The sequence below is a fragment of the Sphingobacterium sp. NPDC055346 genome (assembly GCF_053645235.1).
Window position 1 is genome coordinate 81,838 of the sequence record NZ_JBSHMI010000012.1, and the last position, 16,591, is coordinate 98,428.

The following is a 16,591-nucleotide window of genomic DNA, read 5'->3' on the forward strand; positions in this document are numbered from 1 at the left end:
AAACCTTTAATCTTACCTTAAGATTAGATTTAACCGTGTACGGTAGTTTTGCTATAGGAATTACGATTGATAGATATGCTGATCAACCTTCCTTATCCTCAGAAAAGTAAAGCGTGGCATTTCAGGTTTATAGTACTGATGTCGATTATTTTCTCCCTTGTTTTTATGTTCAGTTACAAGCGCAGCAATGGCTCCAAAGCAATGCCCTTGCTGAACTATCCTGAACTGGAACATCGTTCATCTGGAGAATTATCGCTATTGACCTATAATATTGCAGGGCTTCCGCAACTGATTTCCAGTGCCGAAACTCCAAGGGCGGCCAGTATCCGGACCATTGGTGAACGGATCAACCGCTTTGACATCGTCAATGTTCAAGAAGATTTCAATTACAATTTTGAATTGTATGCTTCCAATCTGCATTTATTTCGAACCGTAAGCATGGGGACTGTTCCTTTCGGGGATGGTTTGAGTACCCTTTCCAAATATCCTATTAAAGACTCCGAGCGAATTTCCTGGAAAGACTGTAGCGGCAGTGATTGCTTGACACCGAAGGGATTCAGTTATGCCCGATTAGAGATTGCTAAGGATGTGTTCCTGGATGTCTATAACATACATGCCACAGCCCAGGACAATAGGTCTGCGGTTGTTGCAAGAAAGAAAAATCTAGAGCAGTTCGCGAACTACATAAAAGAAAAATCTGCAGGACAACCTCTGTTGATCATGGGTGATTTCAATGCACATTATACCTTTGCTGAAGATAATGTGCGGACCTTCCAAAAAGAGATGGACTTAGTCGATACCTGGGTTTTTCTTCGAAACCAAGGCCGGTTGCCCGAGCATGAAGAAAACTTTATTGCACAGCACGCTTTGACCGTAACGGACGATTGCGAGAGCATCGACAAGATTTATTTTCGCAATAGCAAACAGTTGATATTCAAACCAAAAAATTACCAAGTGCAACATGAGCTTTTCAGTACCGATACGGGCGAACCTCTTTCCGATCATTGTGCTATCTCATTAAAATTGGAATGGGAATTGAACGATTCTTTAATGACTTCTGATAAGAAATCTAAGGTCATTGATCAATTAGAAGGTTTCCATGGTGGTGAGTAACAAAAACTTAATGTTGAATTCCCATTTAGATAATTTGAAGAAGATACTTTTATTTCATATAAGTTAATAGATGACCATACTTTTTATACTCGCAGCGGTAATTATAGTTTTACTATTTGTTTTCAAGAGCTTAAAGGGAAAGCTGATTTCCGTAGCTATCCCCCAAGAAGAATCCTCTTCAGAACGTTTTTTGCAAGGGAAAATATCATTGTTGACCTATAATATCGCAGGGTTACCCCAAGGGATCTCGGCTGCAAAGCTCCCTAGGAAATTCAGTATTGCCGAAATCGGTGAAAAAGTTGAGCCTTATGATATTGTCAATGTCCAAGAAGATTTTAACTATAATACTTCTTTTTATTCCAAGAACTTACATCCTTATCGTACGCAGACCAAAGGGAAGATTCCAATTGGCGATGGTCTGAATACCTTGTCCAAGTATCCTATCATTGAATACAGAAGGATTCCATGGCGCCATTGCAGTGGTCCTGATTGTTGGACCGTGAAAGGGTTTAGCTTTGCGCAGATCCAATTGGCCAATCAAGTAACTGTCGATGTTTATAATGTGCATGCAAACTCAAGCGATGTTGCTCGCGCAGCTCGGGCAAGAAGGGAAAACTTTAGACAGTTGGCGACTTATATCAACGATAATTCCGCAGGTAGGCCTTTAATCGTCATGGGTGATTTTAATGCCCATTATGCTTATAAAAGAGACAATTTGCATGAGTTCCTTCTGACCACGGGGCTGTCTGATGGTTGGGTCCAATTCCTCCGTAAAGGTGTTTTTCCAGAGGTTATTCCCAAGTTTATTGCGCAGCATATGTTGAGCCTCAACAACGACACGGAGAGTTTAGATAAGATTTTCTTTAGAAATAGCGACCACCTGAAATTTCAGCCAATGGACTATCAGGTCGAGATCCAGCATTTCACAAGTGCCGATGGAGAAGCCCTGTCTGACCACTTGGCGGTTTCCATGCAACTGAACTGGACCTGGGAGGATTAATCTCCATAATAGCTGATTGACCATTTAGTATATAATTAGTAATATTAGATTTAGCTGGGCTTCAATAGGTCAGCTTTTTTGAAAGTATTTTTGCTAATATTTTTAGTAAAATGAATTAAAAAAACCTTAATCTTGTAAAATGTTTTTGAATTGCAAGACCTGGTTTAGTTTTCATTATGGAACCTTTCCTACAAAGGATTTGGTAGAAAGTGCGCAGTCTTTAGGGATTAAGGCCATGGCTTTGACAAATATCAACAGTACGGCAGATTGTTGGGATTTTGTGCTCAAATGTCAGGAAGCAAACATCAAACCTATTGTAGGGGTCGAAATACGCAATGAAAACGAATTATGTTATATCCTTTTGGCGAAAAACAATGCCGGTCTATACGTCATCCAGAGTTTCCTTTCCTTTTATAAACAGAGGAAGTTGGATTTCCCCAAAAAGCCACCTTTTGAATCCGATGATCTTTGGGTCATCTATACTTTTGAGAATCATCCTGAGATCGAACAGCTAAGGCCAAATGAACTCATTGGATTAAGGAAGGAGGACCTCAATAAATTGAGCTGGCAAGAGGCACTTCAAGCTGACTGCTGGGTCGTGCTGCAACCTGTGACCTATCAAGATAAGACTTACTATGACCTGCATCGGATCTTAAGGGCAATTGCTAAAAATACGCTACTGTCGAAATTGGTCAAAGAGGATTATGCCAGACCAAATGAGACCTTGATGGATGAAGAAAGCCTGGTATCCGCCTATGCAAAGTTCCCATCTGTTATCAGCAAGACCATGGAAGTGGTCAAGAGCTGTTCGATTGAAATGACTTTCCATATCGATAAAAACAAGAAACACTTCACTGCGAGCATGGATGATGACCATGAACTGTTAAGAAAGTTGGCTATTGAAGGCTGCAAGATCCGGTATGGCAGCAAGAACAAAAAGGCCATGGAGCGGGTGGAAAAGGAACTTTCCATTATCAAGCAATCTGAATTTAATTCCTATTTTTTGATTGTTTGGGATATGTTGCGGTATGCCAATGAGCAAGGGTTCTATCATGTGGGGCGGGGGAGTGGTGCCAACTCGGTCGTTGCCTATTGCCTGCGCATTACCGATGTGGATCCCATCAAGCTAGATCTATATTTTGAACGGTTTTTAAATCCCAACCGGACCTCTCCGCCCGATTTTGATATTGACTTTAGCTGGAAAGATCGTGATGCCATCTTTGAGTACCTGTTTATGCGATATGGTCGTCAGCATGTCTCTTTACTGGGCATGTACAATACTTTTCAGCGAAGGGCCATTGTGAGGGAATTGGGAAAGGTATTTGGACTGCCTAAAGAGGAGATCGATGAATTGGTGCATAAGCGAGAATGGAGTGCTGAGGATAAAATCCAACGGTGGATCCAGAAATATGGAGCCCTGTTGGTTGATTTCCCTAGCAATATCAGTGTCCATGCCGGTGGGGTGCTGATCAGTGAAAAACCATTGAATGAATACGGCGTATTGGAATTACCGCCAAAGGGATTTCGGACCCTCCATATGGATATGTTCGAGGCCGACAGGATAGGGCTCTTTAAATTTGATATCCTGAGTCAGCGTGGCTTGGGGCATATCAAAGACGCCCTAGGATTGGTGCAGAAAAATAAAGGTAAGCATGTCGACATTCATCAGGTGGAACGCTTCTTTGAAGATCCCAAGCTTGCAGAAATGATCCGCAAGGCAGATACCATTGGCTGTTTTTATATCGAAAGCCCTGCTATGCGGCAGCTTTTGGGCAAACTGAAATGTTCTGACTACCTTACCCTCGTGGCGGCCAGTTCGATCATTCGGCCAGGAGTCGCTCAATCGGGCATGATGAAACAGTATATCGAACGCTATCATGATCGCGATAAAATCGAATACCTGCACCCTAAAATGAAGGAACTCCTCGAAGAGACCTTCGGAGTGATGGTCTATCAGGAAGATGTGATCAAGGTTGCCCATCATTTCGGTGGGATATCCTTGGAGGAGGCCGATATCCTGAGACGGGCCATGAGCGGAAAGTACCGTTCTGAAAATAAGTTTGAGCTGATGCGTGCGAAATTCTTTTCAAACTGTAGGGAACAAGGCTATGATGAATCTGTCACCTCCGAGGTTTGGCGGCAGATGGAGAGCTTTGGTGGTTATTCCTTTGCCAAAGGGCACTCGGCCTCCTTTGCTGTGGAGAGTTATCAGAGCCTTTACCTCAAAACGTATTACCCCTGTGAATTTTATGTCGCCGTTATCAATAATTTCGGCGGCTTTTATCGCACGGAATTCTATTTCCATGAATTACGGAGGAATGGCGGCATCATCCAACTTCCATGCTTGAACAACAGCGATCATCTTACCAATATTACCGAGCAACAGGTCTATGTCGGTTTTATCCACTTGCAAGGTCTGGAGCAGGAGTTTGCCCATCAGATCGTGGAGGAAAGGCAGCGAAATGGACCTTATAAGAGCTTGAATGATGTCCTACAGCGATTGCATCCGGCTCCCGAACAGCTCAATATCCTGATTCGGATCGGTGCATTGCGGTTCACGGGCTTGGATAAGAAAACCCTGCTATGGGAAGCAAACTTCAGGAATAAACGGACAGAGAAAGATGATCCTGTAACGCTTTTCCAAACAGAGGAAATCAAGTTTTCCCTGCCTGATTTTGAAAAGAATAGGATGGATGACCTGCGTGATGAACTCGATCTCTTGGGCTTTGTCGTGGGCGACTTCTTTGAGCTGTTGAATAAGGAGCATCTGAAAGGTTCGGTCTTGGTCAATCAGTTGCCTGATCTCCTTGGCCAACAGATCAAGATCATCGGCCGATTGGTCACCTTGAAAGAAACCCGAACCATTAAAAAAGAACGGATGTGTTTCGGGACATTTCTCGATGTGGAGGGAGACTGGTTGGATACCGTGCATTTTTCGCCCGTACTCCGTCAATACCCTTTCCAGGGAAGCGGCTTTTATGAACTCCACGGAAGGGTTATGGAAGAATTTGGAGTCTACAGTGTCGAGATCTCTGCCATGCGGAAGCTCGGATTCAACATTCAGCAAGAAGTATAAAAACACAAAAGACATAAGGCGAACCTTATGTCTTTTGTCTTAAGTCCGAAAAACTTATTCTTCGTCCTTCTTCTTGAATTTATCTTGCGGAAGGTCTTCATAAGGGAGCTCCTCAGATTCATTGATCTCTTTATAGGTCATTTCAGAATGCGGAGTTTCCTCTGGACCATCTACCGTAACATTGACATCCACTTCAATTTTTTTCTTGTTTTTGGGCATCCGAACGATTCCCCATTTCATCAGCAGCTCCTGTGTCGAGTTCCGCTTGAGATGGAGTTTCTCTGGCTCACCAATCAAGAAACCAAATGCTTCCATATTTGGGTTTGCATCAAAAATAACCTTTAACGTTGCGATAAAAGGCAGGGCAATGATCAAACCGGCCAATCCAAATAACATTCCGCCCAATAGGATTCCGATGATTGCCATCAATGGATTGATGCTGACCTTGGAACCCACAATATTTGGCGTAATGATGTTACCCTCCAGGAATTGCACCACTTGAAACCATGCCACCACACCCAATGCGTATAGAGCACTATCTTTTGTGGCCAATGCAAATAATGCAGGCAAGATCGATCCAATGGCAATACCTATATAAGGAAGCAACATCAGCAGGGAGGCCAACGAGCCGAAAAACCAAGCATAGTCAATACCCATCGCCATGAGTCCCACCGTATTCAGTACAGCAACAATTCCCATTACGGTAATCAGCCCTACCAAATAACTCTGAACCACGTCGTATATTTTGTTCAACACCTCATTGACTTTACTCTGAGGAGTTGTTTTAAAAGCTTTAAAGAAAAATTCGCGAAAGAAATCACGGTAATACAATAGGAAAAAGCTCAATAATGGAACCAAGATGGCACTGGCCAGGATATTCCCAATCGACCCAAAGGTACTGGATACCATACCTCCGGCATTCTCCATGGCTTTTTCACCCTGCTCGCGCAGTTTTTCCATCACTTCAGTCCTTTCAATGCCGAATTGGCTTTCCAGCCACTTCTGCCCACCCTCTAATACAGACATCACTTTGTCCGTGATCGCTGATGCATCCTTACCGATCAAGATACTCTCATAAACAATAAACCACGATAGACCCGAGATAATTGCTATGGCTACAATGACAGCCAAGATCGCCGAAAAGGCCTTTCCAAGACGGATTCTTTCAAATAATCTTGCCAATGGATAAAGGGAAATTGAAATCAGGATTGAAAAAATGAGCGGTAATAGAACACCCTGGGTAAAGTACATGACGGCAATGATAAGAACCAAGGCCATCAAGCTCGATGCAAGCTCAAAGGAATACGGTCTTTTGGTTTGTTTATTTTCCATACGAATGCTATAACAGGTTATTAGTTTTTTTGTTTTTTGAATTCCAGTAAATCACATAAAAAAATGCCAGCAAGATGATCAGGGCATTCCCATAGAAAATATACGGAATTCTAAGGATTTCATCGTGATAGATATATCCAGCAAATAATGCGCCACCTCCAATACCAGCTTCCAATGCGATATACATGGTCGCCATGGCTTTCCCACGATATTGCGGCAGCGAAAGATCAATGGTCCAGGCATTGACTGCTGGCGAAAAAATACCCGTACCTATCCCGTAAAGGCAGGCGCCGATCACCAATTGAGCAATGCTGTTTCCAAAACCAAGGTACAAAAGAGAGATAGCGACCACTACCAGCCCTACTTTCATCACACTGATCCTACCATAGCGATCGGCCACTTTCCCCGAAACAAATCGAATCCCTATGGACGCCAAGGTATAGGCCGTGAAAAACAGCCCCTTATTTACTATGCCCAAATGTTCGCTCCAATCCGGAATCAAAGTCAAAATTACACCATAAGCCGAGTAGGAGAGAAGCGTAACGATTGCTGCAGGAATCACACGCACTTCAATAATATCACGGCGTGAAATCTTGAGCATCTTAGGCGAGAATCTATTTTTGTCCTTCAGGGTTTCCTTCATGTTCATCACGATAATGATGGAAAGGAATGCAAATGCTGAAGAGCTATAGAACATGGTATTCAGATCATACTTTAGGGCAATATAACTTCCAATTGCCGGTCCAACGGCACCACCGATGCTGAAACATAGCCCATGCATCCCCAATGCCTCACCCCAACGCGTCGATGGGATAATATCAGCGATATATGCCGAGGTGGCCGTGGGCTTAAACCCAGTGGAGAAACCATGGACTAAGCGAAGGAGAAAGAATCCAGCAACACTGCTCAGGATAGGATATAAAAAACCACAGATGACACAGACGGTAGACCCTATGGCCATCACAGGTACTCGGCCCCATTTGTCCGTCAATCTACCGCTAAATGGTCTTGAAATCCCAGCTGTAAGCGTGAAAAGAGCAATGATCAGGCCCTTGTGGGCTGCACCTCCCAAAGAGGACAGGAAATTGGGTAACTCTGGAATGATCATGTTGAAACTCGCAGAGAATAGGAGAGAGCTCAAACAGAGCAGTCCAAATTGTATTGTATATAAAGGTTGATCTTCGTTTTCGATATTATCCATTTTTCTTTTCCATATTTTGTCGCGTCAATTCTGAACAAAATATTGTTGTCGCCACTGCAACATTTAATGACTCAGCCTTGCCAACCCGCGGAATGGTAACTGCCTGATCAATTTTAGGGATCAAGCTTTCCCTGATTCCATTTCCCTCATTGCCCATCATGATAAACCCTTCATTCCCAAAATTGGTCCCATAAATAGAATCCCCGTCCAACAAAGCCCCAAATACCGGCATGCTGTTTTTCTGAATGAACTCTTCCAGATCCAGATAGTGTAATTTAATACGGGAAAGTGAACCCATGGTCGCCTGTACGACCTTGGGATTGTAGGCATCTACGGTGCCTATTGAACAGATAATGTTTTCAATCCCGAACCATTCCGCCGTACGGATGATGGTTCCCAAATTGCCAGGATCTTGAACATCATCCAAGATCAAACTATGCCTCCCCTGTAAATCCTTTACCTGTAATTGATTAAAATGAGGGATTTCCACCAAAGCCAAAGCCCCTTGCGGATTCTTTAAGCCACTTATTTTCCCAAACTCTGACTCACTAAGCTCTTCAAGTTTTATATTTTGCGGTATTTTGCCCAATTTTGCAGCGGCATCTACTGTCGCAAATATTTTACTTATCTTGTAGCTGGAATGTATAAACTCCAAAACGGATTTTATGCCCTCTACCACAAATAAGTTATGCTGAGTTCGAAATTTTTTATGCTGCAATGAAGTAATTAGACTGATTTGAGCTTTTGACAACATGGGATGAATGACTAATAAAAGAAGTTTATTATTTTTTGCAAGTATAACGTTTTTGTCGCTAATTATTGCGTCCTGTCGATCTGCGAAATACCTCGACGACAATCAATACCTGGTCACAGATGTCGATCTAAATGGCGTAACTCCCGAATTGAAAGAACCCGCTGGCATGTACGTGGCCAATGAAATTCGTCCGAATTCTCCGCTCTATCTGACCATCTATAACATGTTCAATACCCGAGACGGTCAATATAAAACTGAAAAAATAAAAAATGTCGGTGAGGCACCGAGAATCCTAGACTCTGCGGTAGTCGAGCTATCGGCGACCCAAATTCAACGCTTCCTCCAAACCAAAGGTTATTTTAATGCCAAGGTTGAACCACAGATAGAATTCAATAAAAAGAAAGCAAAAATCAACTTCAATGCGAACCTGGGAAACCCTTATTCCATTCGGGAAATCGATAGGACAGTAGAGGACCCCGCCGTTGATTCCATCTATCAAGAAAAGGTCGTCCCAATTAGTCCCCTGAAGTCAGGAAAACGCTATGATGCTTCTGATCTTTACCTAGAACGAGAGCGCTTATATACCAATATGAGAGAATCGGGATACTATGATTACCTAAGGCAATATATGCGGGCTGGAATTGATACCATTGATTTGGATAATCAAGCTGATTTATTGATCCAGGTGTCCAATAGAGAAGATTCAACTAAACATAAGATTTATTATATTGACAGTGTGTACTTTACGGTTGAAGCTGCCGATCCGGAATTAAAGAAGAATTCTGAGGGTAAATTTGACAGCCTGACCAAGATTTTCTATACCGATCAAACCGGCAATTTTAAACTAAGACCGTTATCCAGATATGCATTCCTGAGAACAGGACAAAAGTTCAATAGTGCGAATGAGGAATTGGCCTACGACCGGTTATATGAAATGAATGGTTTCCGATCGGTAAAGATCAATTACCAGCAAAAAGATTCCAATAGATTGGATGTCCATTATAATGTGGTGCCACGTTCTGCCATGAGCAACCAGATTGAAGGCGAATTTACTTTCAGCTCTGGAATGAGCGGTTTTAACGTGGGGAATACCTTCTCCCATCGAAATGTCTTCGGTGGATCGGAAACCATTGAGGTCAAAATGCGCTATGGAGTACTTTTTGATTCCAGGTTGCCGGGTAGCTTGGCCGATAAGATCTTTAACAATGACTTTCAGGTAGGGGTTAACCTGTCCTTTCCTAGGTTATTGACCCCTTTCCGGGTTCGTAGCGTAGGTCGTTACGGTTTGCCTAGAACCACCTTTTCATCTAGTTTGCAATTGTTCTTTCAGGATCAAACCTATGCCAACAGGTATTGGATCAATAGCTTAAACTACATCTGGTATGAGGCAACCAATAAGATGCATAGTCTGACTCCGGTGGTTATCGAGTATAGACACGGACAGTTGAACGAAGAATTTAAACAGAGCCTGATCGATCAGGGCTATGGCCTATATGTTCGAAGCAATGACCGTAAATACTTTGGCTTAGGTGCACAGTATGCCTATACCTACAATGGACCAAAATTAACAACCAAAGAAAACTTCAGTTATTTCAGGGGAGCGGTCGATGTCAGTGGAAATCTGTTAGGTGTGTTGGGGAATGTCATGAAATTCAAGCAGAATCAAGACGGCGAGAAGCTGATCTTTGGGGTGCCATTTCTACAATATGTGAAAGGTGAAATAGACTATCGTTGGTACAGACATCTGGGCGGAAATAAACAGTTTGTGTTTCGGGTCAACTCCGGTGTTGCGGTTCCTTATGGTAACAACTCCTCCCTGAACATGATTTTTGAAAAGAGTTTCTTTGCAGGGGGTATGAATGGTATCCGCGCTTGGCAAGCCCGTACGCTGGGTCCAGGGGGCTATAACCGTTCTTCCATCAATCCTGAATTCCGTGTAAACCTGAGAAACCTCGATCAGCTTGGTGAAATAAAGTTGGAAACCAATGCTGAATTTCGCTTCCGCATGCTGAACAATTTCTTTGGGGCCAAGTTAAATGGAGCCACATTTTTAGATGCTGGAAACGTATGGAGGATCCGTGAAGATATCATCAATCCTAATGGGGAGTTCCGTGGGGATAAATTCCTTTCGCAAATTGCACTGGGCACTGGTTTCGGTCTTCGTGTCGACCTCGATTATTTTATTATCCGTTTAGATGCAGGTCTTAAACTGAAAGATCCACAGTTTTCAGGTTCGGATCAATGGGTTATCAAGGACTTCTTCAATGCCAAGAAATTCAAACAGGATTATTATCAGACCAACTGGCCAGACCGATATAGCTTTATCCAATATAATTTCGGGGTAGGGATGCCGTTCTAGAGCAGGCCTTTCAATCCCATGATACTGCTTTCGATCAACTGTCGAACATCCAATCCTTTGCTATAGTTCAGGTAGAAATAAATAGCCGCTAGAATTAACAGGGTAATCAGGAAGCGCTTGAACTTATAGGCAATGTACAGGATCAACAAGGGAATAATGATCAAAAGAAATCCACTGATTTTATAAGGGGTAATGCCTTTGTCGGTCACCCGCAAGAAAAAAAGTTTCCCTAAATCGGAACCTGCGAATTTATGCTTAAAAAACACAAAGGTTGAAGATTCAATGGGATTGCTTGTAACAGCCACACCATCGGTAAATTTCAGTTCCTGCGAAAAACCATTGATGGTGAAATTATAATTGCCGTTGACCGTATTGTCCGTTTTTTCAGCGGTATCGATGGCAATTATCGCTAATTTTCCATTCTGCGAAAGGTTTTCCTTAACTGTAAAGTCCTTAATAATTGTGTTTTGCGCCAGCAATTCTAGGGGCATAAGGTACAAGATACCAAGGCATAAGAAAAGAAACCATCTGTTTTTCATGATGCAATGATACAAAATTGCATGGATTCTAAAAATGGATAGGCTACAAATTCAAGTTTATTAATTGCGGAGGTCTTCTTATCTTTGCTCACGTTACAAATAAAAAAGCATAATTATATGTTGCAATTAAATTACATCCGCGAAAATCGGGACCATGTAGTTGAAAGGCTTGGAGTTAAGAATTTCAACGAAGTAGAATTGGTCGATCAGATCATTGCTTTAGACGAACAACGTCGCAAAACTCAAAATCAATCTGACTCTGTTGCAGCTGAGGCAAACTCGTCCGCTAAGCAAATTGGAGACTTGATGCGTCAAGGTAAGAAAGAGGAAGCTGAAGCAATAAAATCGCGTTCTGCATCATATAAAGAGCAAATCAAAGAGCTTTCAGAAGCATTGGATAAAATCGAAAAAGAACTGCACGATAAGTTGATCCAATTGCCGAATCTTCCTTATAAACTGGTTCCTGCTGGATTGACTCCAGAGGATAATGAAGTGGTTCTAGAAAATGGAACGGTCCCTCAGTTACCTGAAGGAGCATTGCCTCACTGGGAATTAGCAGCTAAATACGATATCATTGACTTCGAATTAGGTACTAAGATCACCGGTGCTGGTTTTCCAGTGTATAAAGGAAAGGGCGCCCGTTTGCAACGAGGATTGATTAACTTCTTCTTGGATGAAGCTGCTAAAATGGGCTACCGTGAGGTTCAGGTCCCTATTGTAGTGAATGAAGATTCTGCCTATGCAACTGGTCAATTACCTGATAAAGAAGGTCAGATGTACCATGTCACAAACGACGACTTTTATCTGATTCCAACTGCAGAGGTGCCAATCACAAATATTTACCGTGATACCATTGTTAAAAGTGAGAATTTCCCTATCAAACATTGTGGCTATACCCCATGTTTCCGCAGAGAAGCGGGATCTTATGGTGCGCATGTCCGTGGTTTGAACAGATTGCACCAATTTGATAAAGTTGAATTGGTTCAGATCGTTAATCCTGAGAAATCCTACGAAACGTTAGAGGAGATGAGTAGCTATGTACAGTCTTTATTGCAGAAGTTAGGATTGCCATACCGCGTTTTACGTTTATGCGGAGGTGATATGAGCTTTACATCTGCCATGACCTACGATATGGAAACCTATTCAGCGGCACAAGAACGTTGGTTAGAAGTATCCTCAGTATCAAACTTTGAAACTTACCAAGCAAACCGTCTTAAAGTTCGTTTCAAAGGCGAGGATGGCAAGACCCAATTGGCGCACACCTTAAATGGTTCCGCATTGGCTTTACCTAGAATCGTAGCAACACTCTTAGAAAACAATCAAACCGAAAAAGGAATCAAGATCCCAGAAGTTCTGGTCCCTTATGTTGGATTTGACTATATCGACTAAAAAAATATCCCCGAGAGATCGGGGATATTTTTTTAGTCAGAATTGAGACAACAGACACAAGACATAAGACCTGTCTACTGTCTATTGTCTGTTGTCTATCCTAGGTTCCATCCTCAGCAAATACTGATCATTATCATCTTCAAATAGGACCTGCACTACCCAATTCTCTTCATGGGCTATTTTGATCAAGGTTTGTTGGTCGATGTAAAGCCATTTGAAAGGCTTTCCAAGGTTACCCTTGTATTCGTATTGAAAGTTGATCTCACCGAAGTAGTGTTCTGGTCTGGCAATCCTATACTCCTCATAGAGGTAGGAAATATCGGAACTGTCGAAAATAAGCTGTCCTTTATCGGTAAGCAGCTTTTTTGAATGTTTTAGAAGATTCCTGAATCCATCTAGGGTTTCGGCGATCCCTATTCCGTTCATCAAGAACAATAGGGTATCATATTTTTTATCCGAGAACTTAAAGAAATCAGCATGGATGACATGGTTTACACCGCGCTTTTCCATAATCTTGCAGGCTGTCTCCGAGATTTCCATGGCATCGACCTCAAATCCCTTCTCTTGCAGGTACAATGCATGTACTCCGGCACCTGCGCCAACATCCAGGACCTTGCCGTCGCAAAGGGATAGCGCAATAAATTCCAGCTCCGGAATATCTTCCTCTTCCCTGAAAAACACTTCAATGGGCATTTCTTCAATATCGCCATAGCTGCTGTGCAATAGGAGAGGTTCATTCAGCTTGCCTACAGCATGATAATCATATAGCGCTTCACCATAAACATCTCTATTCATGGTTTGCGATATTTAAGAAACGTTTCGCCATTTTTATTTCCTCGGGGTCACCGGTATGTTTGTTAGGTTCATCCGACAGCTTGATTACAGGAGTCCATTCGCCTTCATCTGGAAAGGCTTCCGTCATCTTGATTACGATATTCATCCTCGACAGACCGACATCATTGGTGAAGTCTGTTCCGATACCAAATGAATGACCGATTTTATCCTGACAGAAATTGACAATCTTTACGACCTTCTCATAATCCAGTCCATCAGAAAAGATGATGGTCTTGTTGAGCGGATTGATTCCTTTACTGTTATAGTGGTCAATAGTCTTTTGCGCAAATTCAATCGCATCGCCACTATCATGTCTGACCCCATCAAATAGCTTACTTAGCTTCTTGTCAAACTGTTTGAAGAAAACCTCTGTAGTATAGGTGTCCGAAAGGGCGATCCCTAAATCGCCACGGTAAACATCTGACCAGTTCTCCAAGCCTAAGAGGTTGGCCATCTTGTAGCCATATTTTGCGGCATGGAACATAAACCATTCATGGGCATGTGTACCGATTGGCTTAGTATGGTATTTCATGGCGAAATGCACATTGCTCGTGCCGATAAATGTCTTGGAAGGATGCTCCTTCAAGGCTTTGATCACCAAGTCATGCACGGCATAGGAGTGGCGTCTACGGGTCCCAAAGTCTGCAATCGTAATGTTGAGCTTATCGTATTTGTACATCTTTTCATGAACAATATTCATGACCTCAGCATCATCCACCCTTTTTTGTCCAGTTACTTCATAATAGGTTTCACAGATCAATGCCATCAGGGGCACCTCCCATAAAATAGTCCTATACCAATAGCCTTCGACCTTTACCGATAGATCGGGGCCATTTTGTGTAATCTTGACTTCATCTGGGTCAAAATGATAGCCTTGTAGGAAATCAAAATAAGTCGGGTCGATATAAGGACAGGTCTTTGCAAAAAAGTTTTTTTCTGCAACCGTAAGCTTCAAGTTCGCCAATTGATTTACAGCTTCCCTCAGTTTTTCGGCAAAGCCCGCCGGAAACTCATGCTTCCCACGGTTGATAAATTGATAACGTGCTTTCGCCTTTGGAAAGAGTTTCACCACGGCATATTGCATGGTGAATTTGTAAAAATCATTGTCTAAAATGGAGGTAAGTTTTGCCATTCCTTAAAAAAATTATGCTTGTGCTTGAATTGAAGTTAACAAAAAGCAGGAACAAAAATGCCTTTTTATCCACAACAAAACAAAAAATCATCTCCTTTTGGATTAAATACTAACCACAGATTTCTAGTCATTCAGGTCTTAGCTTGGCTAAGTCGTCGAGTAAAAAAACAAAGCGGGCTGATCTTGATCAGCCCGCTTTAACAAATTGTTTCAACTAAATATAAAAATTTATCCTCTATTTCCTCGACCTGAACCACGTTCAGAACGTTGGTTTGATTGTGGTCTTGAAGATGATCTAGATTCATGATTTGAACTACGTTGTACCGAAGGACGACTTTGTGGTCTTTCGGAGTTGCGTGTTTGAAATACTCTATTTTGCGACCTAGATTCCTGTTGCATTCTAGGTTGGCGTTGTTCTCTCTGTGGAGCAGACTGCCTTTGCTGGCTACGGTTCATCGACTCGTTTCTTGCCGGTCTAGAACTGCGGTTCATGGATTCGTTTCTAGTTGGCCTAGAGCTGCGGTTCATCGACTCGTTTCTAGCCGGTCTAGAACTGCGGTTCATGGATTCGTTTCTAGTTGGTCTAGAGCTGCGGTTCATCGATTCATTTCTGGTCGATCTAGAGCTGCGGTCCATAGACTCATTTCTAGTTGGTCTAGAACTGCGGTTCATTGATTCATTTCTAGAAGCAGGACGATCCATTGAAACGCGTCCGCGAGAAGAAGGCTGACGGTCTCTGTTGTTGTTGTTTGTGTTTCCTCGCTCTACTCTTCCAGAACGTGAATTCGTGGTTGCTTCTCTATTGCTACGGTTTGAATTGCCGTTTCCAATATGCATTTCACGTTGTCCGTTCGCATTTCTAGTGATTCTGTAGTCAGAATTACTTCTTCCGCTTTGGCTACGTCCTGACCTGTTCTCTACGCGATTGGCAGGAGATCTGTCAGAAGAACGTGAGCTACGATTGTTTTCAAGGCGTCCACTTCTGCTGCTGACAGCACGATCCGAACGATTGTTTCTATCTGGACGGTACATCGATACTGAACTGCGACTTACACGTGATGCCCCACGTCTGTTATCAAAACTTACATTTCTAACATCAACGCGTCTACCGATATGTCTTTCGATGTCTCTGCGAGCAGGACCTCCATAGTAACGGTTGTTGTTCACGATATAAGTATTGTTGATAATCGTGGTGTTATTATAGATATTGCGACGTCCGTAAGACCAATGTCTATTGATATAACGGTCATAGATACGCGTAGTAGGAATAAATACCCATAGGTCTAGCGGTAAACCGATGCTTACATTGACACTGATGCCAGGACGCATCGGCGCCCAACCGTAATATCCACCACCACTACGCCAATCTACCCATGCCGGTCCCCATTCATAGCCAGGAACCCATGCCCAACCTCTATGTGGTCTGTGGATCCAACGACCGTAGTGAAATGGTGCCCATCCCCAATCGTAATTGGAGACCCAGGTATTTCCATATTCGGTCATGGTCCAATATCCATTGGTACCATAAGGACGAAAGTCATCGTCTTCATCCGGATACCAAACATCGCCATATTCGTCATCATGATCCCAATCCCCATAAGGGTCCAGTTCTTCATGAAAAACATCGAAGTCGACATCTTGATATCCCTGTGCCGATACTGAATTTACGCTGAAAAGCCCCAAGAGCATCATCATAAATGCAGTATATATTGTGGATGTTTTTAAATTTTTCATATGTAAACCATTTAATCTTATTACCATAATTTGTCAGACGCGTCCTAAATAAGGAAAAAATGGCGGTGGTTTAATATAGCAGGGATTGCTATATTTAATTCGCTAAAATAATACTACCGCCATGGTAA

General features: G+C 42.6%; 12 protein-coding genes. 5 read left to right on the forward strand and 7 right to left on the reverse strand.

Going from position 1 to position 16,591, the window contains the following annotated elements:
• The first annotated feature begins 75 nt into the window (after positions 1–75).
• The 3 genes from ACWICE_RS19395 to ACWICE_RS19405 all read left to right on the forward strand — a co-directional run bounded on the left by ACWICE_RS19395 (position 76) and on the right by ACWICE_RS19405 (position 5,189).
• On the forward strand, positions 76–1,113 hold the full coding sequence (locus ACWICE_RS19395; protein ID WP_454299042.1) for an endonuclease/exonuclease/phosphatase family protein: 1,038 nt from the start codon (positions 76–78) through the stop codon (positions 1,111–1,113).
• A 70-nt stretch (positions 1,114–1,183) separates the two neighbouring features.
• A complete protein-coding gene (locus ACWICE_RS19400; RefSeq protein ID WP_185210544.1) occupies positions 1,184–2,113 on the forward strand; it encodes an endonuclease/exonuclease/phosphatase family protein in 930 nt (309 codons plus the stop codon).
• Between the two features lie 139 nt (positions 2,114–2,252).
• Positions 2,253–5,189: a DNA polymerase III subunit alpha gene (locus ACWICE_RS19405; RefSeq protein ID WP_454299043.1), complete on the forward strand. Its 2,937-nt coding sequence runs from the start codon at positions 2,253–2,255 to the stop codon at positions 5,187–5,189.
• A 54-nt stretch (positions 5,190–5,243) separates the two neighbouring features.
• On the opposite strand, the gene ACWICE_RS19410 is transcribed toward ACWICE_RS19405, so the two are convergent.
• The 3 genes from ACWICE_RS19410 to ACWICE_RS19420 are packed head-to-tail and all read right to left on the reverse strand — an operon-like array spanning position 5,244 to position 8,476.
• Positions 5,244–6,521, reverse strand: a complete 1,278-nt coding sequence (locus ACWICE_RS19410) for an AI-2E family transporter (protein ID WP_185210542.1) — start codon at positions 6,519–6,521, stop codon at positions 5,244–5,246.
• Positions 6,522–6,528: 7 nt separating this feature from the next.
• On the reverse strand, positions 6,529–7,722 hold the full coding sequence (locus ACWICE_RS19415) for an MFS transporter (protein WP_185210541.1): 1,194 nt from the start codon (positions 7,720–7,722) through the stop codon (positions 6,529–6,531).
• Positions 7,715–8,476, reverse strand: a complete 762-nt coding sequence (locus ACWICE_RS19420) for a TrmH family RNA methyltransferase (RefSeq protein WP_185210540.1) — start codon at positions 8,474–8,476, stop codon at positions 7,715–7,717. Before ACWICE_RS19420 ends, ACWICE_RS19415 begins: the two co-directional genes overlap by 8 nt.
• 52 nt (positions 8,477–8,528) lie before the next feature.
• On the opposite strand from ACWICE_RS19420, the gene tamL reads away from it, so the two are divergent.
• Positions 8,529–10,835, forward strand: coding sequence for a translocation and assembly module lipoprotein TamL (gene tamL, locus ACWICE_RS19425; protein ID WP_454299044.1), 2,307 nt, complete (start codon positions 8,529–8,531; stop codon positions 10,833–10,835).
• Here the strand turns inward: tamL and ACWICE_RS19430 are convergent.
• The gene (locus ACWICE_RS19430; protein ID WP_185210538.1) at positions 10,832–11,374 is read right to left on the reverse strand and encodes a hypothetical protein; all 543 of its coding nucleotides are present in this window, start codon (positions 11,372–11,374) and stop codon (positions 10,832–10,834) included. The two genes, tamL and ACWICE_RS19430, sit on opposite strands and share 4 nt — an antisense overlap.
• 117 nt (positions 11,375–11,491) lie before the next feature.
• Between ACWICE_RS19430 and serS the strand changes: the two genes are divergently transcribed.
• Complete coding sequence (gene serS, locus ACWICE_RS19435) at positions 11,492–12,763, forward strand: serine--tRNA ligase (RefSeq protein WP_185218234.1); 1,272 nt, start codon at positions 11,492–11,494, stop codon at positions 12,761–12,763.
• A gap of 81 nt (positions 12,764–12,844) precedes the next feature.
• Here serS and ACWICE_RS19440 read toward each other — a convergent pair whose 3' ends face one another.
• The 3 genes from ACWICE_RS19440 to ACWICE_RS19450 form a co-directional block, all read right to left on the reverse strand.
• Positions 12,845–13,558, reverse strand: coding sequence for a class I SAM-dependent methyltransferase (locus tag ACWICE_RS19440; protein ID WP_454299045.1), 714 nt, complete (start codon positions 13,556–13,558; stop codon positions 12,845–12,847).
• Complete coding sequence (gene pncB, locus ACWICE_RS19445) at positions 13,551–14,729, reverse strand: nicotinate phosphoribosyltransferase (protein ID WP_254529772.1); 1,179 nt, start codon at positions 14,727–14,729, stop codon at positions 13,551–13,553. Before pncB ends, ACWICE_RS19440 begins: the two co-directional genes overlap by 8 nt.
• A 228-nt stretch (positions 14,730–14,957) precedes the next feature.
• A complete protein-coding gene (locus ACWICE_RS19450; protein WP_454299046.1) occupies positions 14,958–16,463 on the reverse strand; it encodes a DUF6600 domain-containing protein in 1,506 nt (501 codons plus the stop codon).
• Positions 16,464–16,591 lie beyond the last annotated feature (128 nt).